This window comes from Paraglaciecola chathamensis S18K6, from assembly GCA_000314955.1.
GTDB lineage: Bacteria > Pseudomonadota > Gammaproteobacteria > Enterobacterales > Alteromonadaceae > Paraglaciecola > Paraglaciecola chathamensis.
Window position 1 is genome coordinate 68,967 of record BAEM01000004.1, and the last position, 23,810, is coordinate 92,776.

At 43.7% G+C, this 23,810-nt stretch carries 25 protein-coding genes; 16 read left to right on the forward strand and 9 right to left on the reverse strand.

What is annotated here, in order from left to right:
- The first annotated feature begins 4 nt into the window (after positions 1 to 4).
- From rodA to GCHA_RS01015, 9 genes are all read left to right on the forward strand, one after another.
- Positions 5 to 1,129, forward strand: a complete 1,125-nt coding sequence (gene rodA, locus GCHA_RS00975; protein ID WP_007984093.1) for a rod shape-determining protein RodA — start codon at positions 5 to 7, stop codon at positions 1,127 to 1,129.
- Positions 1,130 to 1,196: 67 nt separating this feature from the next.
- A complete protein-coding gene (gene mltB / locus GCHA_RS00980) occupies positions 1,197 to 2,282 on the forward strand; it encodes a lytic murein transglycosylase B (RefSeq protein ID WP_007984094.1) in 1,086 nt (361 codons plus the stop codon).
- Positions 2,272 to 3,228: a septal ring lytic transglycosylase RlpA family protein gene (locus GCHA_RS00985; protein ID WP_007984095.1), complete on the forward strand. Its 957-nt coding sequence runs from the start codon at positions 2,272 to 2,274 to the stop codon at positions 3,226 to 3,228. Before mltB ends, GCHA_RS00985 begins: the two co-directional genes overlap by 11 nt.
- A gap of 212 nt (positions 3,229 to 3,440) precedes the next feature.
- Complete coding sequence (locus GCHA_RS00990; RefSeq protein WP_007984096.1) at positions 3,441 to 4,613, forward strand: serine hydrolase; 1,173 nt, start codon at positions 3,441 to 3,443, stop codon at positions 4,611 to 4,613.
- Positions 4,614 to 4,630: 17 nt separating this feature from the next.
- On the forward strand, positions 4,631 to 4,897 hold the full coding sequence (gene ybeD, locus GCHA_RS00995; RefSeq protein ID WP_201751662.1) for a DUF493 family protein YbeD: 267 nt from the start codon (positions 4,631 to 4,633) through the stop codon (positions 4,895 to 4,897).
- A 61-nt stretch (positions 4,898 to 4,958) separates the two neighbouring features.
- Positions 4,959 to 5,612: a lipoyl(octanoyl) transferase LipB gene (gene lipB, locus GCHA_RS01000; RefSeq protein WP_007984098.1), complete on the forward strand. Its 654-nt coding sequence runs from the start codon at positions 4,959 to 4,961 to the stop codon at positions 5,610 to 5,612.
- Positions 5,605 to 6,567, forward strand: coding sequence for a lipoyl synthase (lipA, locus tag GCHA_RS01005; protein WP_013754127.1), 963 nt, complete (start codon positions 5,605 to 5,607; stop codon positions 6,565 to 6,567). Before lipB ends, lipA begins: the two co-directional genes overlap by 8 nt.
- A 156-nt stretch (positions 6,568 to 6,723) precedes the next feature.
- A complete protein-coding gene (locus GCHA_RS01010) occupies positions 6,724 to 7,005 on the forward strand; it encodes a hypothetical protein (protein WP_007984100.1) in 282 nt (93 codons plus the stop codon).
- Between the two features lie 58 nt (positions 7,006 to 7,063).
- The gene (locus GCHA_RS01015; RefSeq protein WP_007984101.1) at positions 7,064 to 7,696 is read left to right on the forward strand and encodes a cupin domain-containing protein; all 633 of its coding nucleotides are present in this window, start codon (positions 7,064 to 7,066) and stop codon (positions 7,694 to 7,696) included.
- 432 nt (positions 7,697 to 8,128) lie between these two features.
- Here GCHA_RS01015 and GCHA_RS01020 read toward each other — a convergent pair whose 3' ends face one another.
- The 3 genes from GCHA_RS01020 to ppnP are packed head-to-tail and all read right to left on the reverse strand — an operon-like array spanning position 8,129 to position 9,870.
- Positions 8,129 to 9,181, reverse strand: a complete 1,053-nt coding sequence (locus GCHA_RS01020; protein ID WP_007984103.1) for a GGDEF domain-containing protein — start codon at positions 9,179 to 9,181, stop codon at positions 8,129 to 8,131.
- A gap of 21 nt (positions 9,182 to 9,202) precedes the next feature.
- A complete protein-coding gene (locus GCHA_RS01025; RefSeq protein ID WP_007984104.1) occupies positions 9,203 to 9,550 on the reverse strand; it encodes a hypothetical protein in 348 nt (115 codons plus the stop codon).
- Between the two features lie 38 nt (positions 9,551 to 9,588).
- A complete protein-coding gene (ppnP, locus tag GCHA_RS01030; RefSeq protein ID WP_007984105.1) occupies positions 9,589 to 9,870 on the reverse strand; it encodes a pyrimidine/purine nucleoside phosphorylase in 282 nt (93 codons plus the stop codon).
- A 147-nt stretch (positions 9,871 to 10,017) separates the two neighbouring features.
- Between ppnP and GCHA_RS01035 the strand changes: the two genes are divergently transcribed.
- The 3 genes from GCHA_RS01035 (at position 10,018) to ansA (ending at position 12,848) form a co-directional block, all read left to right on the forward strand.
- A complete protein-coding gene (locus tag GCHA_RS01035) occupies positions 10,018 to 10,755 on the forward strand; it encodes a dienelactone hydrolase family protein (RefSeq protein ID WP_007984106.1) in 738 nt (245 codons plus the stop codon).
- 132 nt (positions 10,756 to 10,887) lie between these two features.
- Positions 10,888 to 11,760: a hypothetical protein gene (locus GCHA_RS01040; RefSeq protein WP_007984107.1), complete on the forward strand. Its 873-nt coding sequence runs from the start codon at positions 10,888 to 10,890 to the stop codon at positions 11,758 to 11,760.
- An 80-nt stretch (positions 11,761 to 11,840) separates the two neighbouring features.
- Complete coding sequence (ansA, locus tag GCHA_RS01045; protein WP_039991914.1) at positions 11,841 to 12,848, forward strand: asparaginase; 1,008 nt, start codon at positions 11,841 to 11,843, stop codon at positions 12,846 to 12,848.
- Positions 12,849 to 12,965: 117 nt separating this feature from the next.
- Here the strand turns inward: ansA and cspE are convergent, their stop codons facing one another.
- The 4 genes from cspE to prmB all read right to left on the reverse strand — a co-directional run bounded on the left by cspE (position 12,966) and on the right by prmB (position 16,797).
- Positions 12,966 to 13,172, reverse strand: a complete 207-nt coding sequence (gene cspE / locus GCHA_RS01050; protein ID WP_006994582.1) for a transcription antiterminator/RNA stability regulator CspE — start codon at positions 13,170 to 13,172, stop codon at positions 12,966 to 12,968.
- Between the two features lie 339 nt (positions 13,173 to 13,511).
- On the reverse strand, positions 13,512 to 14,645 hold the full coding sequence (locus GCHA_RS01055; protein WP_007984109.1) for an MFS transporter: 1,134 nt from the start codon (positions 14,643 to 14,645) through the stop codon (positions 13,512 to 13,514).
- A gap of 50 nt (positions 14,646 to 14,695) precedes the next feature.
- Positions 14,696 to 15,796, reverse strand: coding sequence for a chorismate synthase (gene aroC / locus GCHA_RS01060; protein ID WP_007984110.1), 1,101 nt, complete (start codon positions 15,794 to 15,796; stop codon positions 14,696 to 14,698).
- Between the two features lie 71 nt (positions 15,797 to 15,867).
- Positions 15,868 to 16,797 carry a 50S ribosomal protein L3 N(5)-glutamine methyltransferase gene (gene prmB, locus GCHA_RS01065; protein WP_007984111.1) on the reverse strand — a complete coding sequence of 310 codons (930 nt, stop codon included), beginning with the start codon at positions 16,795 to 16,797 and terminating at the stop codon, positions 15,868 to 15,870.
- 113 nt (positions 16,798 to 16,910) lie between these two features.
- Between prmB and smrB the strand changes: the two genes are divergently transcribed.
- Entirely contained in the window at positions 16,911 to 17,471 is a 561-nt protein-coding gene (smrB, locus tag GCHA_RS01070; protein WP_007984113.1) for an endonuclease SmrB, read from the forward strand.
- 248 nt (positions 17,472 to 17,719) lie between these two features.
- Here smrB and GCHA_RS01075 read toward each other — a convergent pair whose 3' ends face one another.
- Together GCHA_RS01075 and GCHA_RS01080 are read right to left on the reverse strand one after the other, a co-directional pair.
- Positions 17,720 to 19,423 (reverse strand): EAL domain-containing response regulator, encoded by a 1,704-nt coding sequence (locus GCHA_RS01075; protein ID WP_007984116.1) that lies wholly within the window; start codon positions 19,421 to 19,423, stop codon positions 17,720 to 17,722.
- A 58-nt stretch (positions 19,424 to 19,481) separates the two neighbouring features.
- Complete coding sequence (locus tag GCHA_RS01080) at positions 19,482 to 20,516, reverse strand: putative porin (protein WP_007984119.1); 1,035 nt, start codon at positions 20,514 to 20,516, stop codon at positions 19,482 to 19,484.
- Positions 20,517 to 20,671: 155 nt separating this feature from the next.
- Between GCHA_RS01080 and GCHA_RS01085 the strand changes: the two genes are divergently transcribed.
- From GCHA_RS01085 to GCHA_RS01095, 3 genes are read left to right on the forward strand one after another with little or no spacing between them, the layout of a single operon-like run.
- Positions 20,672 to 21,229: a response regulator gene (locus GCHA_RS01085; RefSeq protein ID WP_007984121.1), complete on the forward strand. Its 558-nt coding sequence runs from the start codon at positions 20,672 to 20,674 to the stop codon at positions 21,227 to 21,229.
- A 30-nt stretch (positions 21,230 to 21,259) separates the two neighbouring features.
- Entirely contained in the window at positions 21,260 to 22,084 is an 825-nt protein-coding gene (locus tag GCHA_RS01090; RefSeq protein ID WP_007984122.1) for a phosphate/phosphite/phosphonate ABC transporter substrate-binding protein, read from the forward strand.
- A gap of 41 nt (positions 22,085 to 22,125) precedes the next feature.
- A complete protein-coding gene (locus GCHA_RS01095) occupies positions 22,126 to 23,787 on the forward strand; it encodes an ATP-binding protein (protein WP_007984124.1) in 1,662 nt (553 codons plus the stop codon).
- The last annotated feature ends 23 nt before the right edge of the window (positions 23,788 to 23,810 follow it).

Below are 23,810 nucleotides of genomic sequence, written 5' to 3' on the forward strand. Positions count from 1 at the left end.
CATTATGAATATGATGTTACGCACCAAGCTTGACCCAAATAAACGCACATTTCTCAACCGCATTCACTGTGATGGCCCACTATTGGTTGGCCTGTTAGTATTGATGGCTGTCGGTTTGATAACGATATATTCAGCCGGAGGCCAAGATTGGCAACTGATTGATCGCCAACTGGTCCGCCTTGGTCTAGCCCTTGGGGTAATGCTGGTTGTGGCGCAAATTCCTCCCCTTGCCTATCAAAAATTATCCATATATTTTTACTTACTTGGTATCGCTATGTTGATAGCGGTTATTATTTTTGGTCACGTAGGTAAAGGGGCGCAGCGCTGGTTGGACTTAGGCGTAGTGCGTTTTCAACCCTCTGAAATTATGAAACTCGCGGTACCTATGATGGTGGCTTGGTACATCAGCCAATTCAACTTGCCTCCCAAACTAAGGCACATATTGTTCGGCTTTATTCTGGTTGGCGTTCCCACGTTGCTAATTGCACAACAACCGGACTTAGGAACTTCGCTGTTAATTGCTAGTTCAGGAGTATTTGCACTGTTTTTAGCTGGCATGAGCTGGCGCTTTATCGGCGGCATCGCCTTAGCCGTATCCGTATTCAGCCCAATTATGTGGAACTTCCTTATGAAGGAATATCAAAAACAGCGGGTACTAACATTTTTGAACCCTGAAAGTGATCCTCTAGGCTCAGGCTATCATATAATTCAGTCGCAAATTGCCATTGGTTCTGGTGGAGCCGAAGGAAAAGGTTGGTTACAAGGTACCCAGTCTCAATTAGAGTTCTTGCCTGAGCGACATACTGACTTTATCTTCGCCGTATTCAGTGAAGAATTCGGATTTTGGGGTGTGGTGGGCTTGCTAGCGATATATACCTTCATCGTTATACGCGGAATGATCATTGCCAATCGCGCTCAGGATGCATTTAGTAAGCTTCTCGCGGGAAGTATCACCCTCACCTTCTTTGTTTATGTATTTGTTAATATGGGGATGGTATCAGGTATTTTACCGGTAGTCGGCGTGCCACTACCTTTGGTTAGTTACGGGGGGACATCCATGGTGACGCTGCTTGCAGGCTTTGGCATTTTAATGGCTATTGCAACACAGAAACGGTTATTGTCTCGTTAACACCCATGCCTGAATTTACTAAGGTATTCAGTTAAAAATAATAATATTGTCATTGTATGGAGCAAGTGTGGCTATTCTAATTTCTTTTAAACCCAGTCTTCGCCTTGTAGTGAATGCTTTACTTGTCATCCCATTTACAGTGATTACCACTGTCTCTAGTGCTGAAACAACCACAGACAAAGAAGCAGCATTCATTGAAAATATGGTCAACGAACATAAGTTCAATCGCGAGACAGTGCAACAGGTCTTAAACCGAGCGGAAAAAGACCAAGCGGTCATCGATGCCATTAAACGCCCATGGGAGGCAAAGCCTTGGCATCAATATTACCCCATATTTCTCACTGAAAAGCGTTTAGAAAAAGGTTTGGCATTCTATCAAACCCACCGCACCACCCTTGCAAGGGCTGAAGAAAAATATGGTGTGCCCGCAGAAATGATCGTGGCAATACTGGGTATTGAGTCATTTTACGGCACATATAAAGGTACTTACTCAGCTTTGAATGCGCTTTATACGCTAGGTTTTCATTACCCACCACGCGCATCATTCTTTAAAAAAGAACTAGCTCAATTGTTAATGCTGGCTAATGAAGAGCAATTTGATGCCTCCGCATTAAAAAGTTCTTATGCTGGGGCGCTGGGCTGGGGTCAGTTTATCCCATCGAGTTATCGCCACTATGCCGTGGACTTTGACAATGATGGCGTACGAGACCTATTGAATAACCCAGTGGATGCCATTGGCAGTATCGCCAATTACTTCAAACGTAATGGCTGGCAACGAGGCGAAGCGGTGGCATTTCCTGTAAATGCCACAAGTAAACAAGCGAAGCCATGGCTAAGAAAGTCGCTTAAATACCGTGAGACCTTTGGCCAATTGCAACAAGCAGGTATTAATCTTAATGTTGAAACAGCTCAACATTACGCTATCGATAGCCCCGATGCGCAGTGGCAAAACATAGGGCAAAAAAGCAGCGTAAAGTTACTCGATTTCGCCCAGCCTGATGGTAAAGACTATTGGCTTGGCTTAAAAAACTTCTATGTGATTACCCGCTATAACCACAGTAAATTGTACGCAATGGTGGCATTTCAATTTAGTCGCCAGTTAGCCATGGGCATTAAAACGATTGATGAAAAAGCACAAGAAAATGCTATTTAAGACACACATTTTAACGCTATTACTGGTTTGTGTGACTGCCTGTACCAGTTCGTCAAATCCGAACAACGGGCGCTACAGCCAGCATAAAGACTCAGCCCCAAATGCGATAAAAGAAGGGATCAAATTTGATGACGCTGAGCCCATGTACGAACCCTATGCCCTAGCCAATTTACGCAGCTATTCGGTTCTAGGAAAGCACTATACGCCGCTAAAAACTGGTAAGGGGTATTCCGCTACGGGTGGTGCGTCTTGGTACGGTCAGAAATTTCATGGTCACCTTACATCGAACGGTGAAACCTACGATATGTATGCCATGACAGCAGCGCACAAAACGTTACCCCTGCCTTCATATGTAAAAGTAACTAATTTAAAAAATGCACGGGAAGCCATAGTACGTGTCAACGATCGTGGCCCTTTTCATGACAACCGCATTATCGACTTATCATATGCTGCTGCCATGAAACTAGGCATGCTAAGCACAGGTACAACCGAAGTTAAATTAGAAGTCATTCACATTGATGAAGCTGGCACGCAAACCGTAGGCAATGGTATATCTGTCCCTCCTGCTCCGCTTAAGAACGATTCAGAGGAAAATGACAAGGTGCAAATCGCATCAGCACCAACAGTCCCTTCGTTAGGCGCAACCACCGAAGTGGCGTCTGCTAGTACCGCCTTACCCCAAAAAGCCATTGTATTGCCGCCCGACAATGCACAACAAGATCCGGTTTTTATTCAAATTGCAGCGCTGACCAATAACCAACGAATTCATAAAATTGGAAATGCACTGGCGAGTCTCTATCAAGTGCCGTTTGTCGCTCCGTTAGAAGAAGGCTTATATCGTTTGCGTTTAGGTCCCTTTGACTCTGACCAACAAGCAAACGGCATTTTAGAGCAATTACGCAACACAGGGTATGGCGACGCTTACAAGTTTCATCCAATGAATTAGGCGGCGCTCATAAACTTCATCTGATGAATTAAGTAACGCAATAAACTTTTTACTGGGGTGGTTGTCCAACTGGCGTTTTATCAATTTTGTTTTGTGTAACAATTTTTGTTGCTGGCAAAGCAAAGTCATTGAAAAACTGATATATTAGACGTCGTTTTAGGCACAGCACGCCAAAAATACATTATTAACAAATATCACATTACGGTAGGTCCATGCGAAACACCAAGACACTCATATTAGCCATATTTAGCTGCTTCTCTCTTTCCTTTTTCTCTCATGCGGCGAGTGCAGCGGTTATCATACCTGACGCACCCACCGTTTCAGCTAAGGGCTTTATTTTAGTTGACTATCAAACAGGCAAGGTAATTGCCGAACAAAATGCTGACATTCAAATCCCCCCTGCCAGCTTAACTAAAATGATGACCAGCTATGTGATTGGTAAGGAAATCGCCAACGGCAATATTAAAGATACTGACATGGTGACAATTTCTGAGAATGCATGGGCCAAAAATTTCCCAGATTCATCGAAAATGTTTATTGAAGTGGGCACCCAGATTTCTGTGGCTGATTTAAATCGTGGCATTATTGTCCAATCGGGTAATGACGCTTGTGTTGCTATGGCTGAGCATATTGCCGGCAGTGAAGATGCCTTCGCCAGTATGATGAACTTGCATGCTGAAAAACTAGGCATGACGTCGACTAATTTCGTCAATAGCCATGGTTTGCAAGACGCCGACCATTACACAACGCCGCGTGACATGGCGACCTTAGCTCGTGCACTTATTACTGACGTTCCTAACGAATACAAGGTATACAGCGAAAAAGAATTTACTTACAACAACATCAAGCAATACAACCGTAATGGCTTGCTGTGGGATAAAAGCCTGAACGTGGACGGTATTAAAACAGGCCACACTTCAGATGCTGGTTACAGTTTGGTGTCTTCTGCTACCCAAGGTGACATGCGTTTAATCGCTGTGGTTATGGGTGCTGACAGCGAGCGTGCGCGTAAAGTTGAAAATAAAAAGCTGCTTAAATATGGTTTTAGATTCTATGAAACCATCACCCCTTACCAGGCGGGTGAAAGCTTCGTGTCGCACCGTATATTTATGGGTGACAAAGAAACAGTTGATCTTGGTATTTCTCAAGATACCCCCATTACCATCCCTCGCGGACAAAGCAAAAATTTAGAAGCTAATTTCGAACTTGATAAAAAGTTAGAAGCGCCTTTGGCGAAAGGCGAAGTAGTCGGAAAATTATTTTTGCAATTAGACGGTGAAGACGTAGCCGAATATCCCTTGGTTACATTACAAGAAGTCAATGAAGGTGGCTTGATTGATCGCCTAGTAGACTTCGTTAAACTACAACTTGGCTTCGATAGCTAAGACGTATTGAGCACATTATTATGCAAACTCAATTTGATAAATTACTCGATTTTCCCTGTCAGCAAACCTTTAAGGTAATGGGCGTTGCAGACGAAAAGCTACCTGATCAGGTAATAAATTGTTTACAAAACCATGCACCGGGTGACTATTCACCCAGTGTTAAACCAAGCTCTAAAGGTAACTATCACTCGCTGTCAATCAGTGTACGAGTGACAAGTAAGGAGCATATGGAAACCATCTATACTGAGCTTTCTAAGCTTGAATTAGTGCGCGTGGTTCTTTAATCGTTTTTTAGATCTAGCGCATCTTATGATGCGCTTTTCTTAGACAGGACATCCATAAGGTTTGAACGACACTACCCCCGTTATTATTCGCCAGCTCGGCCGTCAACCATACCAGCCGATATGGCAAGCCATGCAAGACTTCACTGATAACCGCGATGCACACAGCCAAGACGAAATATGGTTAGTGGAGCACGATCCTGTTTTTACTCAAGGCCAAGCGGGTAAAGAAGAACACCTACTCGCCCCTGGTGATATTCCCGTAGTAAAAGTCGATCGAGGTGGTCAAGTCACCTATCATGGGCCTGGTCAACAAATGATGTATGTTTTGCTAAACTTAAAGCGTCACAATTTAGGTGTACGTACATTGGTTAGCGCCTTGGAAAACTGCATTGTTGATACTCTAAAAGAGTACGCGATTGATGCCTACCCAAGAGCAGATGCGCCAGGGGTATATGTCGATAGCAAAAAAGTATGTTCTATCGGCTTACGCATTCGCCGCGGTTGTTCGTTTCATGGCTTAGCTTTGAATGTAAATATGGACTTAGCCCCCTTTCAGCGAATTAATCCTTGTGGTTATGCTGGCCTAGAAATGGTAGATTGCACCCAATTAGGCGGACCAGACGCATTATCTGTTGCTGGCCCAGCCATCGCCGACAAATTATGTTCATTGCTTGGTATTGCAAGCGTCGAAAACAAAGAAGGTTTTGATGAGTAACGCACGTCCACAAGCCGGAGTAAAACTCCGGGATGATGAAAAAGTTAAACATATTCCGATCACTATCATGCCTACTGAAAAGGCGGAGATGCTGCGCAAACCTGATTGGATAAAAATTCGATTACCGCGCACCACTGATCGTATTGATCACATTAAAAAGACATTGCGTAAAAACAACTTGCACTCGGTCTGTGAAGAAGCAAGCTGCCCTAACTTAGCGGAGTGTTTCAACCACGGTACTGCCACCTTTATGATTTTAGGTGATATTTGCACCCGTCGTTGTCCGTTTTGTGATGTCGCTCACGGTAAGCCATTACCGCCAAGTGCGGAAGAGCCAATTAAATTAGCTAAAACCATTGCCGAAATGCAGCTTAAGTACGTGGTTATCACCTCGGTTGACCGAGATGATTTGCGTGACGGTGGCGCTCAGCATTTTGTTGATTGTATCAACGCAATTCGCGAACACAGCCCAAGCACCAAGATTGAAGTACTGGTTCCTGATTTTCGTGGCCGCATGGACAAAGCACTAGAGATATTGAAAAACGGTGTGCCGGACGTGTTTAATCACAACTTGGAAACCATTCCCCGTTTGTACCGCGAGTGTCGTCCTGGTGCAAACTACCAGTGGTCTCTTGATTTGTTGAAAAAATTCAAAGAGCAACACCCTGATATTCCCACCAAGTCAGGCTTAATGATGGGCATGGGTGAAAACAAAGAAGAAATTGCTGAAGTGCTCAAAGACTTACGTGCACATGATGTTGAGATGCTTACCCTAGGTCAATATTTACAACCTAGTAAACATCACTTCCCATTAAAGCGCTATGTACATCCAACTGAGTTTGACGAGCTAGGTGAAATCGCCAAAGAAATCGGCTTTACCCACGCAGCTTGCGGGCCTATGGTACGTTCAAGTTACCATGCAGACAAACAAGCAGCCGGCGTTGAAGTTAAGTAACTACAACACTGCGTTTTAGCATCACTAAAGATTAATAAACAAAACTCGCCAACCGGCGAGTTTTTTGTTTCTATTGCTTTATACCCGTGAGAGGGAAGTTATTTAATGGAATTGGTATTATTTATTTGAAGTGGTATAAAAATCGGAGCGTAATAAATGAATGTAGACAAAGCACACAAACGAATCGAAAAACGGGTGAAACGCGGGTTTCAAGGTTACCCGATGATCAGCATTCAATACTTTGGCCAAAGCAGCGAATTGGCTAGCAAGGTGGAAGTCAGCTTTATTGAGCAAGAAGGCGCACCAGCAATGGCTGAGAGTTTTAATAGCAGCAACGATATTCGCCAAAATGAAACGGTACAGACCACCATTATAAAAATCATTGATAGAGTAGACGCAAAAACAGTCACCCTGGCTGAAACCGTGCTACCGCTGTGACAACACACAGAATCTTTCACACAACTTACTCAACCATAAATAGGGATTTGATACCAATATGCCGCGCAAACTCGCTTTGAAGAGCACAACATTCGCCAATAGCAAAATGAAAACCTTCCTAATGACCTGTACTATGGCAGCAACCGTTACGCTTAACCCGAGTCACGTTAGCGCTAATCCTCTCGCGCCTACTTTGAGCAAAGAACAAGTCATAGAGCAGCTCAATTTATCTCATCATTTTGAAGGCGGGTACTTCCGTCAAACGTTCAAAGCAAACCATAGAGACAAGGTAACAACCAAGCGTGGTGAGCGCGTTACAATGACAGCGATTTTCTACATGCTGACAGACGACAACAACATTGACCATTTTCACACAAAGTATTCAGACGGCATTGAGTTTTATCATATGGGTGCACCTATTACCTACCACATGATTTACCCTGATGGGCGTTACGAGAAAGCCGTTGTAGGCCCAGATATCCAAAATGGTCAGCAATTGCAACTCGCAGTACCAGGCGGCACATATAAAGCGGCAGAATTGCCCTCAGGCTCTTATGGATTAGTCAGTGAAGCTGTGTCTCCAGGTTGGGAAAAAGAAGACATGATAGAGGTAAGCCAAGGGGAGTTACTCGAAAAATTTCCTCAACATAAAGCCATAATAGAGCGTTTAGCGAATAAGAAACCTCATTAAGTCAGCAGTAAATCCCTTTAAGCTTAGCTACTTTTTATAACTGAAAAAGTGAGTTGACAGTCAATGTGCTTGAGCAGCTTATTTACAACCAGCGGTACAACAACCTGTTGGTTGGGCTGTTCAAGCTTAGCCACAATATGGATATCACACTGGGTTATATCGATTTGTTGGCGAACGAAAAATATATTTAATTCGTCAAACCTGTGCTCACACAACTCAACGCTGCCGACAAATCGGCCATCTCTCGCTGATGCAGTATAATAAGCGCCTTCGACTTCTTTTTGCAGGGTAAACGCCTGCTAAATCTAAAAACCGAAACGTTGCACAGGGTTTGCTCATTGTTTACCTCTTTTGTGCATGTCAATAAACCGGTGGGTTCACGTAATACTTGGCTAACCATAGCAGTATAAGGGTACAGCATGGTTAATAAAGCTAGGCGGCAATAACGCTATTACGCCCGTTATTTTTCGCTTGGTATAGGCCAACGTCAGCGCGATCTAATAAAGATTCAACGGTATCGCCAGGCTCATATTGCGCTACACCTACGCTTACCGTTAACCCATGACCACAAATGACCTGCTTGGCAATGTCTTCGCGAATGCGTTGCGCTAACTGCATGGCGGTTTCGAGTGATGCGTTGGTACATAACACAACAAACTCTTCCCCGCCCCAGCGAGCGACTATATCTTGCTCACGCATAAGATCTTTTAGCTTTTTGGCGAGTGCTTGCAACACCTTATCCCCTTCAAAATGGCCATATTGATCATTAATTTTCTTGAAGTAGTCAACATCCAACAACATTACACTTAGTGGGTACTGTTCATCGACCCCGGGAAGACAGGCTATCAGGGTATTTTCTAATTTTTCTCTATTGTATAAACCTGTCAGCTTGTCCGTTTCGGCTAATTGTAAAATCTCAGTGTTTCTAATTGCCAATGTATCGTAAGCAGACGAGCGAGCCTGTTCGTAGAAACGAAATAGCAATATATGCGCGATGCTCACCTCTATCACATTCAGTAGTGAGCCAAATGCAAAGAATGCAGGCCGCTGCGTTTCCATTTGCTCATACACGACAAGTGCACAAATGAAAAAGGTAAAGGTACTGACCCCAGTACCGGATGTTCGTCCTAGCAAGAAAAAAGCAAAAGGGGGAACAAGGGTGGCCCAATATAGGGAATGAGAATACCCCTGGGAAGTAACAACGAATAACAATATAAGCGCGGTCACCATAATCGTCACGGCCCACGAGGTAACTGTTACATTACCTGTTGTTCTGAACCATGCAAAAATCCCCAATGAAAATAGCAGCCCCGTGCCATCTAACAAGGCTAAGGAAAAATCACTGAACGTCACAATATTGATGATGGTAAGGATCAAGAAATAACTTGTCGTCACCAGTAACGCATAGGAAATTAAGCGCGTGCGCCAATAATCCGTATGGTCACAAGGATATTGAGGGAACTCTTTAAACCAAAATCTCAGCATAATTTTTGTGGCTAAATGGTCTTAATGTAGTTTTAAACGCTGCTGCCAATTACCGTTATTTTGTGCTTCACAGGCTTGCTCGCTGTCATAGCGCACGTGGTGTCTGGCATCTTTTAGCTTGATCCCAACTTTGAGTAGTTGCCCTTGGATCTGACGACGCAAGTACACATCTAGTTGTTGCGCTTGGGCTTGCTCTATTGAGGCTTGAGTATCAAACACGCAAATAACCGCTAAGCTGCCCGGAAAACGATCGTAGCTGGCGGTATGTGTTATCCACTCAAAGCCAGGCACTTCTTGTTTAGCTTGCTCACAAACTATTGTCAGCGCTTTAATCACATTGTTATCTAGCTTCTTTACCGTTTTTTGCATATTTGATACTCAGGCCCTAACGTTTAGTCAGTTAGCAACTATACGTAGTCGCAAAGGTATGCAGTATTAACCGATACTTGCGCTTTAAATTTTACGTTTGCATCTACTGTAAATACTTGGCCCGCTGCGAATGTTTTCCATTCTGTTTCACCTGGCAATAAAACCGTCATCGCGCCACTTACCACGCTCATGGTTTCGTGTTTTGAGGTTGCAAATTCATACTCACCAGGAGCCATAACACCTAAAGTAGAGTTGCCTACCGCTGTATCAAAAGCGATAGATTTTACGTTACCTTCAAAATATTCATTTACGTTAAACATGGTTCTACTCCTGTCAGATTAATTTTTGCGGCGCTAATGTATCAGCTTTAAGGTTTTCCTGCACAGCCCATAGTATCTTTTTCTTCAAAGTTTACGCCCCTTCCATTACTCTTATGTTCCATCACTCTCTAACGACAACCACCACTCATGATCATTCAATCTCATCAAAGTACCATCTCAACACCTAGCGGCGATATGCAAACCTCGATATATCGGCCTATAGCCCAGGGCTCTTACCCAAGCATTATTTTTTATTCTGAAATATTTCAAGAAACAGCGCCGATTACTCGCAGTGCTAAACTGCTCGCAGGCCACGGTTTTGTTGTGCTAGTGCCTGAGGTTTTTCATGAGTTAAATCCCATGGGTACCGTACTTGCTTATGATGACGTAGGCAAAGATAAAGGAAATGCCGATAAATTTGCAAAACCACTTGAGCAGCACGACAGCGACACCCAAAGTATGCTCAACTTCATCGACACACAAAGTTACTGTAACGGGAAAGTGGGTAGCATGGGCGTGTGCATAGGCGGTCATCTTGCTTTTAGGGCAGCATTGAATCCAAGGATCGCAGGAGCCTTTTGTTTATATCCAACCGATATTCACTCTAATACCTTACCTTGCGCACAGGGCAACGACTCGCTAAGTCAATGCGCTAAAATTAATGCTGAGTTGTGCATGATTTTTGGCAAGCAAGATCCCCACGTATCTCGCGAAGGTCGAGAGCTAATCAATAAAACAATGCAGGATCACAATCTCAACTACACATGGCATGAGCTAAATGCCCAGCACGCCTTTATGCGTGATGAAGGAGAAAGGTACGACCCTGCATTAGCAATTCATTGCTACCAAATGGCTATTCAGATGTTCAATCGCTGCCTCAGCTAAATGCATATATATCTAGCGCTCGACGGTATGAGCCTATTTAACAGTATAGGTGTGCTCCGGGCATGCAGGAAAGCGCCGCCCTGCAAATCGGGCTACACGATAGCGCTGAGCCTTTTTCCTGCCCTATTGCTTTTGTTATGCGCTTTTTTAAGCCAGCCTTCTTTAGGTGCTTCATCATCACTTGACACCCAAGCAGCGCGAGTCGAGCGGGTCGAAAGTCGTATAAAACGCATCAACGCTGGAGAATTCGACCAGTTTGAAATTCATGGTTTTAAACGCTTTAGTGCCCCTGACAAGGCCAAGCTAACCCAGTGGGTCAAAGTAGGCGTTAACGCCACGCGGGATACGCTAGGCGTATATCCATCACGATTGATATTCCACTTGGTGCCGAAAAAATCAAATCAACCTGTGCCATGGGCTTACACACGTCGAGATAACCCTCAACGTATTTATCTGCATGTGGATAGCCGCTTTCAGCAAGATAAATTCATCAATGACTGGACGATTTATCACGAGATAAGCCACTTAGCCATTCCCTATTTAGGCAGCCGATACGCTTGGCTTGCAGAAGGATTCGCCAGTTTTATGCAATATCAAGTCATGGCAAAGGCTGGCATATTAGCAGGTACAACAGAGCAGAATTATACCAAGAAAATCGCTCCGCATTTAAAATGGTTCAACAGTGATTTACCCCCTGCCTCTATTGCAAGGCGCTTAATGAGTAACAAGCAATATCCCGCAGCTTACTGGGGTAGCGCATACTTTTTCATTTTGGCCGATAACATTTTACAAGAACAACACAATACCCAGCTCACTACCCTAATCAGTCAATATCAGTTTTGCTGTAATGAACCCCACGCCAGTGCCGAACAATTAATGAGTGATTTAGACGGATTACTCGGTGCGTCGGTTTTCACTCCTCTTCTTGAGTCATTTGAATCCTCACCTGCGCGTCAGCTATATCCAGAGGATTTCCCTAAGCAGAATAACCTAACAAGAAAGTGAGCCTGTAGCGTCTCTGACTCGGGATTTCTGCAGCACTTTTAGGTTACAATTCTGCCAAACAAGGTTAAACGAGTTATCACGTGAAAAAACAAATCTACGTTGCTTATACTGGCGGTACGATCGGTATGCGCCCATCTTCTAAGGGCTATGTGCCAGCAGCAGGTTTTTTATCAGATACCATTGCTAAAATGCCTGAGTTTCATCGCCAAGAAATGCCTGACTTTACCATCAACGAATATGAAAGTTTGATTGATTCTGCAGATATGAGTCCCAAAGACTGGCAGCAAATTGCAGATGATATACAACAAAATTACCAAGACTATGATGGTTTCATTATCCTGCACGGCACAGATACCATGGCGTATACAGCGTCAGTGCTGTCATTTATGTTAGAGAACTTAGGAAAGCCCGTAATTGTTACTGGCTCACAAATACCCTTAGCGCAACTACGCTCTGACGGCCAAGAAAACCTATTAAACGCCCTTTATTTAGCAGCTAACTATCCTATTGCCGAGGTTAGCTTGTATTTCAACAATAAGCTTTTTCGTGGCAATCGTAGTCGTAAATTGGATGCCGATGGCTTTGACGCATTTGGCTCGCCTAACTTTCCCGTATTGTTAAAAGCTGGCATTAACATCGAAGTGATGGCCGGTAAAGTGACACCCATTAGTCAACAACCGCTATTGGTCAGCAATGTCACACCACAACCGGTTGGGGTGGTCAGTTTATACCCGGGGATCAGCGCTGAGGTTATCCGAAATATTCTACAGCAACCCGTGAAAGCGTTGATTTTACTTAGTTATGGGGTGGGTAATGCACCTCAAAACGCTGCTTTGTTAAACGAACTTAAACACGCTAACGACAATGGTATTTTAATCGTTAACTGCACTCAATGCTTACGCGGCAAAGTCAATATGTCTGGTTATGCAAATGGTAACGTACTACAGGACGTAGGCGTATTATCAGGTGGTGATATGACTCCAGAGGCTACATTAGCGAAATTACATTACCTATTGAGTAAAACACTTAGCGTGACAGAAATGAAGAAAATGATGACAAGTAATCTTAAGGGAGAGCTTACTGTCTAATACGGGGAGTCAACATTGGCTCCAACATGTTAAACACATCAAATTTAAGGCATAAAAAAAGGCAAACTAGATGTTTGCCTTTTTTTTGGAATTCGTATTTAATCAAGCAAGCTTGAATTAAAGTACTACGATATTCTCTGCTTGAGGACCTTTTTGGCCTTGAGTTACTGTGAACTCAACTTTTTGGCCTTCAGCTAGCGTTTTGAAGCCAGTACCAGTAATTGCACGGAAGTGAGCAAATACGTCAGGACCATTTTCTTGCTGAATGAAACCAAAACCTTTAGATTCGTTGAACCATTTAACTGTACCAGTAGTAGTAGACATAGTCTTTCCTATAATTTTCAAGAGTAATAAAAATACCTTTTTCAAGGCGAGGTTTGCTGAAGCGTGTTGCTATTACTTATGATATACAAGACGAGGTACTACAATGGAACATCGAAACAGTGTGCATAAATATCAAACGTACTTTCAAGCGCGTTTAGAATAACACCCTTCGCAGTTACGTCAACCTTTATTATCAGAAAGACTGGTCTAACAAGCTCTTCTTTATCAATTTTAAATCAAATACATACGGTACATTTGATGTGGCACATTGCCCCAAGCCAGCATCAACCTGTAAACACGCAGTTTTGCACAATATTAAGGGGCTAACTTGAAAAGGGATCATTTAGGCATATACCGGCTAGGTATACATGCAACAAGTAAAGCTCCCAGTAAGGCAAAGCCCGTGGCTAACGTAAAAGCAAGTTCAGCCCCCTGTCCTTGCTGCCAAATCAACCCAGCACCAAAGTTTCCAGCCGCTCCACCAATGCCAAAGCCAATACTGGTATATAACGCCTGCCCTTGACTGCGAAACTGAACCCCAAAATAGTGATGAATAAAATTGATAGAAGCGGCGTGAATCAAGCCAAAACTGAATGCGTGCAATAACTGACTCACTATCAGGGTAGGCCAAAACTGCGCAGCCACTGCTAACAAATACCAGCGCAGGCCAGTCAACAACATACTGACAAACAAGGTCCATTTAACGCCAAAGCGGCCAATCAACCTTCCTGCCAACAAGAAAATAATCACTTCAGCGGCAACACCTAGGGCAATCAACGCGCCCGTTTCTTGCCCCGAATAATTTAAATCTCGGGCGTAAAGGGCGAAAAAACTATAATAAGGACCAAAACTGATTTGAATGAGAGTAGAAGATAAAATAAAGCCGATAAACACCTTGGTCCGTACTTTACGCCAGATTGAGTCTGCAGCGCTTGATTTATGCTCGCTGGCAGTGGCTTCTTTTAAACTCAAGGTGACTAAAAATAAGCCTAGTAACACCGCACCGCTAATATAAATCGGTGCTTCACTGGAAAAAACATCAATCAATTTCCCTGCAAGCACCGTCAGCACGATAAACCCTATGCTCCCCCACAAACGCACGTGGCTGTATTTTGTGGCATCACCCCGCACACTGCCAAGGGTAATGACTTCAGTCTGCGGAGCAATCGCAGTAAAAAATAGCATCATTAAGCCAAATGCTATGGTTAAGCCCCAAAAGCTATTTAACCAAAAGATGGAACAAAATGTAGCAAAGGTAAGAAAGGCCCCAATCTGCAGAATACCAAGCGATTTTCCCGATTTATCAGCAAAAGAAGCAAACAAATTCGGGCCAATAATACGCATCAATGTCACAAGGGCAAATAATTCACCAATTTCTTGTGAGTTAAAACCTCGCCCGTCAAGAAAAACGCCGAGGTAAGGCACTAACACGCCTAGTTGACCGAAATACAAAAAGAAGGTCAACGACAGCATCACCAGATTCCCTCTAGCGTGAGCTCCCTGCTCAGTTCCCACTGAAATACTTATTTACTTTGAGCAGGAATAACAGGTGTTATGGATTGCACATCGGCGTTTTGCCCCCGGTGACGAAGGTAGTGATCCATCAACACCAACGCCATCATCGCTTCAGCAATGGGAACTGCGCGAATACCCACACATGGATCATGACGCCCTTTGGTTACTACCTCAGCCGCCTCGCCATTAATATCGATACTTTCACCTGGCACACTGATGCTAGACGTGGGTTTAAGCGCCATATGCACGACTAAATCTTGGCCGCTAGAAATGCCCCCTAGCACCCCACCAGAACGGTTTGACTTAAAGCCTTCAGCTGACATCAAATCACGGTGCTCACTGCCCTTTTGCTCGACGGTGGCAAAACCATCACCAACTTCAACACCTTTTACTGCATTTATACCCATCATCGCGTGGGCCAAATCAGCGTCTAGGCGATCAAAGATAGGCTCGCCCAATCCCACAGGCATATTCGTTGCCACAACGGAAACTTTGGCACCAATTGAATCGCCCTGCTTTTTCAGGTCACGCATGTATTCATCTAACGCGTCTAGTTTGCTTTCATCTGGGCAAAAGAACGCATTTGTATTGGTGACACTGTGGTCAACCTTATCGATTTTAATCGGCCCAAGCTGAGACAAATAGCCACGTACCTCAATGCCTAAATGGGTTTTTAGGAATTTTTTCGCAACTCCACCAGCTGCCACACGGATAGCCGTTTCACGAGCTGACGAGCGGCCGCCGCCTCGGTAATCTCTCAAACCATACTTTTGTTGATAGGTATAGTCCGCATGACCTGGGCGAAAAGTATCTTTTATTTTTGAATAATCATTGCTACGCTGATCGGTGTTTTTGATCAATAAGCCAATGCTAGTGCCGGTAGTTTTTCCTTCAAATACGCCAGATAAAATTTGTACTTCGTCTTCCTCGCGACGTGCCGTCGTATAACGAGACGTACCGGGTTTACGGCGGTCTAAATCTACCTGTAAATCAGCTTCACTTATCTCTAAACCAGGAGGGCACCCATCAATTACACCGCCAATGGCAATGCCGTGACTTTCCCCAAAGGTACTTAAAGTAAAAAGCTTGCCAAACGTATTGCCAGCCATAGTGTTGTATTCCTCGTATTCGGTTATTGCTAATGCGTTATCTCAATTGTTCAAATGTTGTTTTGCGGTATCTAAGAGGCAAAGTAGGCCACTAATTCAGCTCTGCTTATGGCAAAGACACCATGGCCACCGCGGGTAAATTCAACCCATTGCAAGTTTAGGTCAGGATAAACATGCTCCATGTGAAATTGGCTGTTACCCACCTCAACAAATAACCAACCCTCGTCAGTTAAGTGTGCCGCTGCTTGGCGCAACATTTTGTGTACTAAGTCTAACCCGTCATCTCCTGCGGCCAAGGCGAGTTCAGGCTCGTGATGAAACTCGTCGGGTAAATCGGCCATGTCTTCGGCGTCAACATAAGGTGGATTACTAATGATGAGATCGTATTTTTGCCCTTGTAGTGCGTCCAACAAATCCGATTGAATAGGATAGACTCGCTCACTAAGCTGATGCTCATTAATATTCATTTCGGCAACTTCAAGTGCCTCAGTGCTGATATCAACTGCATCTACAGTGGCATCTTCGAACGCGTAGGCCAAAGCAATTGCGATACAACCGCCACCAGTACACAAATCTAAAATATGTGTGGGCGGGACTGTCACCCAAGCGGCAAACTTATCTTCGATTAGCTCTGCAAAAGGGGAGCGAGGAATGAGTACTCGCTCATCAACGTAAAAAGGTAAACCACAAAACCAAGCTTGGTTGATTAAATACGGTAGCGGAATTCGCTCTTGCGCCCGGCGCTGAACCAAGGTCGCGATATCACGCTTTTCAGTTTGCGTTAAACGTGCCTGAAAAAGCTGCTCACCGGTTTGCTCAAGCATATCTTGCGGCAAGTTTAAGGTATGCAGCGTTAAACAAACAGCTTCATCCCAAGGGTTGTCCGTACCATGGCCATAAAACAAACCGGCTTGATTAAATTGACTGACCGCCCAACGCACCATATCGAGCATCGTTTGCAAGTCGTTCACGGCTTGTTCTATATCCACACTGTTATTCATGTTTTACCTAAATATTTGTTTCGCTTAAACAAGCACCCTGCGTAGTTTCACTACCTAGATTTTGTTAAACTGCGCTTAACGATCGCCTTACACCCAGCTTGCTGTATATCACTATGAAGAAACCCTACGCACCAGAATCATCCGATAGCGCACTATTTCGTAGTGAGTTTACTGATGTAAAGCCAATAAAGCAGGACAAAATACCGCCTCAACGCCTTTCCAGCAAGCACAAATCCGCGGATTTAACGAAAAAGCACGATCCTCTGAGCGAGGTAAAGCAACGAAATGCAACTTTTCAATTTTCAGATGGCTTTGAAGGTTATTTTGACAGCAACCAACCGTTAAAATATGTGCAACCAGGCGCTGACTCATACGAAGTGAAACGTTTGCGACGCGGGGAATATCCCCCCGACCTCATTTTAGACTTGCATGGTTTAAATAAAGAGCAAGCAAAATTAGAAATTGCCGCGCTAATTTATGCTGCACAAAAGCAGCATTTTCATTGTGTGTGTATCGTGCATGGAATAGGCAGTTTTGTATTAAAAAAGAATGTGCCGAATTGGCTCATACAGCACCCTGCCGTGAAAGGTTTCCACCAAGCGCCATTAGAATGGGGTGGTCAGGGTGCCCTACTGGTGTTGATTGATTTACCCCAGGTTCACAGCAAATACTAATACCAATTCCATTACATAATTATGAGGCCCTGTGGTTTACCTCGCTAACCTAATCAGGCACCCGCGTGCGTTTCTCACACTCAGCGCTTTTTACCCGCCTTGGTTCTTTGCTCGCTCTGGCTCTTCGCTCACGCTAGCCCTGTGCCGGCTCCTCGCTAGCTCTAGCCCTTTGCTAGCTCTAGCAGTTCCTGTCAAAGCCAGGCAAGAAGGTGCTTTAACAACGAGACCGAGTTAAGCCCTACCGCGTGTTATTTACGGGAATTGGTATTAAAGGGTTGCTGAAGCAATATTTGTTCGAATTCGGGTTTAGGTAGCGCCTTACTAAAATGGAACCCCTGGATATAATCGCAACCGTAAAGTTTCAACAGGTCTACCTGCCCTGCGACTTCTACCCCCTCTGCCACCACAGAAATGCCTAATTCGTGGCACATGGTTATCAACCCGGCGATCATGCTTTGTATTTCCTTACAGCCTTCAATACCATCAACCAATACTTTATCGAGTTTCAATACATCAATAGGTAATTTCGCTAAATAAGCAAACGAAGAATAACCTGTCCCAAAGTCATCCATGGCAATACTTAGCCCTAGAGACTTGAGCGCTTGAAGTATTTTTAACGTTTGTTCAAAGTCTTGAATCAAGCACGATTCGGTAATTTCCAGCTCAATTAACGATGGCGGTAAGGCGTATTGTTCAAGTAGGCGAGCGAACTGCTCTACAACACTGTTATTCGCTAACTGACAGGCCGATATATTGATAGCCACCCGTTTTAAATCCGGACTAAATTGATGCAGCTCAGCAATCATTTTTACGCTTTGGGTAATCAGCCATTCCCCTATTTGCTCTATTTGACCATCAAGCTCACTGAGGTTTATAAATTCATTCGGCGGGATCCACCCCAGCTCTTTGTGTTGCCAGCGGATCAGTATTTCAGCACTATCAATTTTCTGTTCTGGCAAATGTACTTTAGGCTGAAAGTGCAGATAAAACTGATTTTCACGCAGGGCACCATTGATAGAGTTCTTAATTTTAAGCTGTCGCTGTTGCACGTCGCGCAACGCAGAATCGAAACGGCATAACCTTTCTTTTTCCACATTGTCCACTGAAAACGCACAACGCAAATTCTCCAGTAAGCTTGTAGGAGAGTCACCGTCACTAGGTGCCAATGCATAGCCCATCACGCAATTAATTTTTACGCAGCCTTGGCGCTGGGTGTTTGGCTCATTTAACTTGTGATTAATGGCTGATAAGCGACTATGGATAATCGCTTCACTTTCATAATCGGGAATAATAATAAAGATTTTGCCATTATCAAAAGCGAAGGTTTGACTCCCTTGGGGCAATTCACTATTCACTAACCCCCTTATTTCGGTTAGTAGCCCTTTAAAAATATTCGGCCCAGCGTGTTGCTCCAAAAAATCATAATCTTTGATTTTTAGTGATACCAAGCAAAACTCTTGCTGCATCTCAAATTGATCTCTAACCGCTTGCTCGAACGCGTAATATTCTGGGTTATGTTCACCTTCCAATACGCGTTTATTGAGTAAGCGAGTATGGTATTCGGTAAATGCACCACCTATTTCATCGATTAAATCCTGATTGTTCCATGGCTTGCGCAAAAATTTATGCGCCGCCCCACTATTCAATAAACCGATAGCGGAATCAAAATCGGCAAAACCGCTTAGCACCATTGAAATCACATCAGGGTAAGTACTTTTTATTTGCTCAATCAGTTCAGCACCAGACATATGCGGCATGCGAAAATCAGACAAGACCACTTGGATATTATGCTCTTGCATAATCGCCAAGCCTTCTTGAGCGCTATTGGCAACGTAAACCTCAAATGGCGTTTTGACTAAACAACGTTTTAATGACGACAATATATTCGGCTCATCATCAACGACGAGTAGCTTACCGGCTGGTGCTTTTACATGTGATTGCTGACTCTTCATCGCGACTCACCTTTACCTGTTTTAAATAGCGTATCAACTGATACAAATAATACTGAAATCAAAATGTATACTGACCTTCAAACCGAAAACGAAGCCCTTGTTCTTGCTCACCTTTAATGGTTTGCATATCACTTACCCGCGCCCCTAGCCACCAATTGCGAGCCATTTTTTTACGTAGTCTAATGTCTAGGCCACGCAAGTTTGCTGTAGCGAAACGGGCAGTGGCATTTTGTGCAAACTCACTAATTACCCCAAACCTTTCAACTCGAAGGTAGCGCAGGTGCCATGCATAATCTCCAGCCTGCTTTAGCTTGCCCTGAGATAACTGCACGACCACACTGTTTTTTTGGTCCGCGAATTGTTCGAATTGCGAAAACCCCTTTAATGAACGTCCCAAATCAATTCCTAGTTGATACCCTTTATAGTTGAGGCTGCTGGATAAACGCAAAAACTGATTATCTAACTGAGTATCTTTTTTCGCATATTTTGCATTGGCCTCTCCTTGGTAGTCCACAAACCAAGGGGAAACATCTAACCTTATCTGGTCAAATGTGTACGACATATTCCACTGAGCGATATGCATCAACCCAACGAAGTCACTGTCTCCATCAAGAGGCTTTAATGAAGCAAATTGCAATTGGTGCTGCTTTGAAAGCTGATAATCCACATGGATACCCACAGGGCTTAAATTTCTATCCCAAAACGCATCTGAAAGTTGTTTGGTTTTCCAAGGAATTTTCCCCATAAAAATAGTGGTATTTTCAAAGCGTCCGGTCACAAATAGTCGCTCAACAAATACGTCATTATCTGGTTGAGGCTGAGTATTAAACCGATGGATCGTTATTGCCGGTACGTTTTGCTTATTTTTTAAACCAGTACTCAGTCTACCCTGGGCCGACCAGTTGTTATTGATCTCACCTTTGACTCCCAAACGTACAATCGCTCTCAAACGTTCACGGTCAGGTATGTTGATATGCTGCTGCTCATTCTCATAACGTAGTAGCACGCCACCAAATACATCAAGGTCTTTTTCACTCGCTGCGTTTGCTGCGCTGGTTAGCACAAGTGTGATGGCACCAATTAGTTTTCTCATTGCGCTTTCCTGAATGTCAATGACATAGATGAGTTGATGTGCTTAACTATTGCACAATGTCACCATTGTCACATATTACACTTTAGTCCTATTTGTCATTTTTGCTTAGAGTGTTATAACTATGTTATCGATTTCGTAGCAGCTAAGAGATAACTATGAAAACACTAACCTCCGGTGAGATAGCAAAATATTGCGATGTCAATCTGCGCACCGTCATCCGCTGGATAGATAGCGGGCGTCTTAAAGGATTCAAACTGCCTGGTGGCGGTAACAATCGCGTTACAGAGGAAGATTTTGTCGATTTTCTGAAAAAAAATAGTTTGCCTTTGCCCGCTAAATACGCACCTCAACAACCTTCTGTACTCATTGTTGATGATGAGCTGCAAATGGCGAAGTCCATTAGTCGAGTTGTAACCCGTGCAGGATATAAAAGCATGATTGCTACCGACCCTTTCAAAGCGGGCTCACTACTTTCTAGTTACAAACCTAGCTTAATGACCCTGGATTTAAGCATGCCCGGTGCAGATGGGTTTGAAGTAATTGAATTTGCCAGAAAAGAGTTTGCGGACAGTGGTTTAAAAATCCTGGTGATTTCAGCACTTGATGAAGAAAAGCGGCAAAAAGCTGTCGATCTAGGTGCCGACGCCGCGTTAGGCAAACCCTTTTCGAACAAAGACTTGCTAAACGCCATAGAAACCCTTTTGCGCGACTAAGCAGTAATAAGTAAATAATAGGAGTACGACATGAAAACGTTCATTTCCCTAATAAGCGGTTTATTACTGACATTTCAAGCCCTTTGCGCCCCGCAAAGCACAGCCCAACAAAAAGAATCACTGACGTTCGCAGTCGTACCACAACAATCGGCGAAAAAACTCGCCAAATTATGGACGCCGTTATTAACTGAAATCAGTAAAAAAAGTGGTGTAAAACTGATATTTACCACTGCACCCAATATTCCGATGTTTGAACAACGCTTAGCTAAAGGTGAGTATGATTTCGCCTACATGAACCCTTATCACTTTGTCGTTTACAATAAATCCACTGGGTACCAAGCGTTGGCGAAACAAAAAAACAAGCGTATACAAGGTATTATCGTTGTTAAAAAGAATTCAGGTATTACTGAACTTGGCCAACTTAAAGACTTAACGCTCGCTTTTCCTGCTCCGGCTGCATTTGCCGCTACCTTATTGCCTAAAGCAGATCTAAAAGCTCAGGGTATTGCTGTAACGAGTCGCTATGTTTCATCTCACGATTCGGTTTATCTAAGTGTAGCGCGCGGCTTATTCCCTGCTGGGGGCGGCATCATGCGCACCTTTAATAACGCGCCGCAACACGTACGTGACGAATTACAGATATTGTGGAAAACCCCAAAATATACACCTCATGCTATTGCTAATCATCCATTAGTACCTCACGAGGTATCTCAAAACGTACAGCAAAGCCTGTTAACCCTGCACACATCTGAACAGGGGGCGCAATTGCTAAAAGCGATTAACTTTACGCAGTTCGAAACCGCACAAGACAGCGATTGGAATGACATTCGCGTCCTAGGTATCGATTCACTGTAACGTTTATCATATTTTAACCGCCTAACAAGGGGAGCATCGTCATGTCTTTACGTGGTAAAACCATTATTGGCATCGCCAGTATCGAAGCAGTGCTGCTTATATCCCTTATTATGACGGCTGTAACATTCTTGAGCCAAGCCGTAAACAACGACTTGGTAAAGCATGCCTCAACGACAGCGACCTTATTTTCAACAACCACCAAGGATGCAGTTTTATCATACGACCTTGCATCACTAGACGACTTCGTATTAGAAGCACTGAAAAACCCAGGAATTGCATACGCTCGCGTAATCAGCAGCACCGAGGGGGTGTTATCACAAAATGGCTCTAAAGAAGCCTTAACGCGTGTTTTTAAGGCCGATCAACACATGGAAGATGTTACCGATGGGATCTTCGATACGTATGCCAATATTGTTGAAGGGAATAATATTTATGGCCGTGTCGAGATTGGTATCAGTACAGATCATGCTCACAGTTCGATATCAAAAATAAAACAATGGACCACCTCTATCGCTGTAATAGAGATGATCTTAGTGGCGCTGTTTTCCTACGCCTTAGGTCATTATCTAACACGCCAACTTAAAACCTTGAGAGTAGGCGCTAAAAAAATATCCCATAGCGTTATCTCCGGTGATTTTAGTAACACCCATATTCCTATCAAAAGTAAAGATGAGCTTGGCGAAGTGACCCACGCATTTAATCAAATGGTCGAAACCTTGAAAGCTGAGTGTATTCGCGTAAAAAATTATCAAGAAGAGTTGGAGAACCTTAATCAAACACTAGAAAAACGAGTTGCGGCACGTACCCAATTATTAGAAAGCAAAAACGAGCAACTGAGCCTAATCAATTTTGAGCTTAAAAGTGCCCAGCAACAATTAGTACAAGCGGAAAAGATGGCCTCACTTGGCCAACTAGCAGCTGGAGTAGCCCACGAAATTAATAATCCTATTGGTTTCGTGAATAGCAACTTGGCGTCGCTAGCTGACTACGCGGATGTTTACATTCGTTTAACCAAACTTATTAAAGACTGGAATGAAAGTGACAAAGATACTGAGCGCCAAAGTATAGAAGCGCAAATAAACGACATGCTTAGCGATGAAAATATCCAATTTATGCAAGAAGACACCCTCGCTTTAATTCAGGAATCGAGCGATGGCTTATCCCGGGTAAAAGACATTGTTTCAGGGCTAAAGCAGTTTTCACGGGCCGACAGCCAAGAGCGCCAGATATTCAATATTAATGATTGTGTGAAGACCACATTGAGCATGGTCAGCAACGAACTGAAATACCACTGCGAGATAGTTACCAAGTTACAAGATGTTCCCCAAGTCGACATTAATGTTGGGAAAATCTGCCAAGTTCTCACCAATTTATTGATTAATGCAGGCCAAGCGATTAGCCAAAATGGCGTCATTAGCATTGAAACTTACAGTCATGATCAATTCGTATATCTGAGTGTATGTGATACGGGAAATGGTATTCCTGCGGATGATATCAAACGTTTGTTTGACCCCTTCTTTACCACTAAACCTGAAGGTCAAGGCACTGGCCTTGGATTAGCCATTTCATATGGCATAGCACAAGAGCATGACGGCGATCTGACGGTAAAAAGTGAAGTCGCTCAAGGTAGCTGTTTTACCTTGAGTCTTCCTGCTGTACAGCAAGAGGTTGGGCTTTTAAACACTGCGGCAAACACGATTTAGTGCGTAGATAGTGCGTAGATAGC

Coding starts and splice junctions, on each gene's coding strand:
- smrB (WP_007984113.1), top strand. CDS start 16,911: ATGAAGAAACCCTACGCACCAGAATCATCCGATAGCGCACTATTTCGT.
- GCHA_RS01020 (WP_007984103.1), bottom strand. CDS start 9,181: ATGCTGAGATTTTGGTTTAAAGAGTTCCCTCAATATCCTTGTGACCAT.
- GCHA_RS01010 (WP_007984100.1), top strand. CDS start 6,724: ATGAATGTAGACAAAGCACACAAACGAATCGAAAAACGGGTGAAACGC.
- cspE (WP_006994582.1), bottom strand. CDS start 13,172: ATGTCTACTACTACTGGTACAGTTAAATGGTTCAACGAATCTAAAGGT.
- GCHA_RS01075 (WP_007984116.1), bottom strand. CDS start 19,423: ATGAAGAGTCAGCAATCACATGTAAAAGCACCAGCCGGTAAGCTACTC.
- lipA (WP_013754127.1), top strand. CDS start 5,605: ATGAGTAACGCACGTCCACAAGCCGGAGTAAAACTCCGGGATGATGAA.
- GCHA_RS00990 (WP_007984096.1), top strand. CDS start 3,441: ATGCGAAACACCAAGACACTCATATTAGCCATATTTAGCTGCTTCTCT.
- rodA (WP_007984093.1), top strand. CDS start 5: ATGAATATGATGTTACGCACCAAGCTTGACCCAAATAAACGCACATTT.
- GCHA_RS01080 (WP_007984119.1), bottom strand. CDS start 20,516: ATGAGAAAACTAATTGGTGCCATCACACTTGTGCTAACCAGCGCAGCA.
- GCHA_RS01095 (WP_007984124.1), top strand. CDS start 22,126: ATGTCTTTACGTGGTAAAACCATTATTGGCATCGCCAGTATCGAAGCA.
- GCHA_RS01055 (WP_007984109.1), bottom strand. CDS start 14,645: ATGCTGTCGTTGACCTTCTTTTTGTATTTCGGTCAACTAGGCGTGTTA.
- aroC (WP_007984110.1), bottom strand. CDS start 15,796: ATGGCTGGCAATACGTTTGGCAAGCTTTTTACTTTAAGTACCTTTGGG.
- ppnP (WP_007984105.1), bottom strand. CDS start 9,870: ATGTTTAACGTAAATGAATATTTTGAAGGTAACGTAAAATCTATCGCT.
- GCHA_RS01025 (WP_007984104.1), bottom strand. CDS start 9,550: ATGCAAAAAACGGTAAAGAAGCTAGATAACAATGTGATTAAAGCGCTG.
- GCHA_RS01015 (WP_007984101.1), top strand. CDS start 7,064: ATGCCGCGCAAACTCGCTTTGAAGAGCACAACATTCGCCAATAGCAAA.
- GCHA_RS00985 (WP_007984095.1), top strand. CDS start 2,272: ATGCTATTTAAGACACACATTTTAACGCTATTACTGGTTTGTGTGACT.
- GCHA_RS01035 (WP_007984106.1), top strand. CDS start 10,018: ATGATCATTCAATCTCATCAAAGTACCATCTCAACACCTAGCGGCGAT.
- GCHA_RS01085 (WP_007984121.1), top strand. CDS start 20,672: ATGAAAACACTAACCTCCGGTGAGATAGCAAAATATTGCGATGTCAAT.
- prmB (WP_007984111.1), bottom strand. CDS start 16,797: ATGAATAACAGTGTGGATATAGAACAAGCCGTGAACGACTTGCAAACG.
- GCHA_RS01090 (WP_007984122.1), top strand. CDS start 21,260: ATGAAAACGTTCATTTCCCTAATAAGCGGTTTATTACTGACATTTCAA.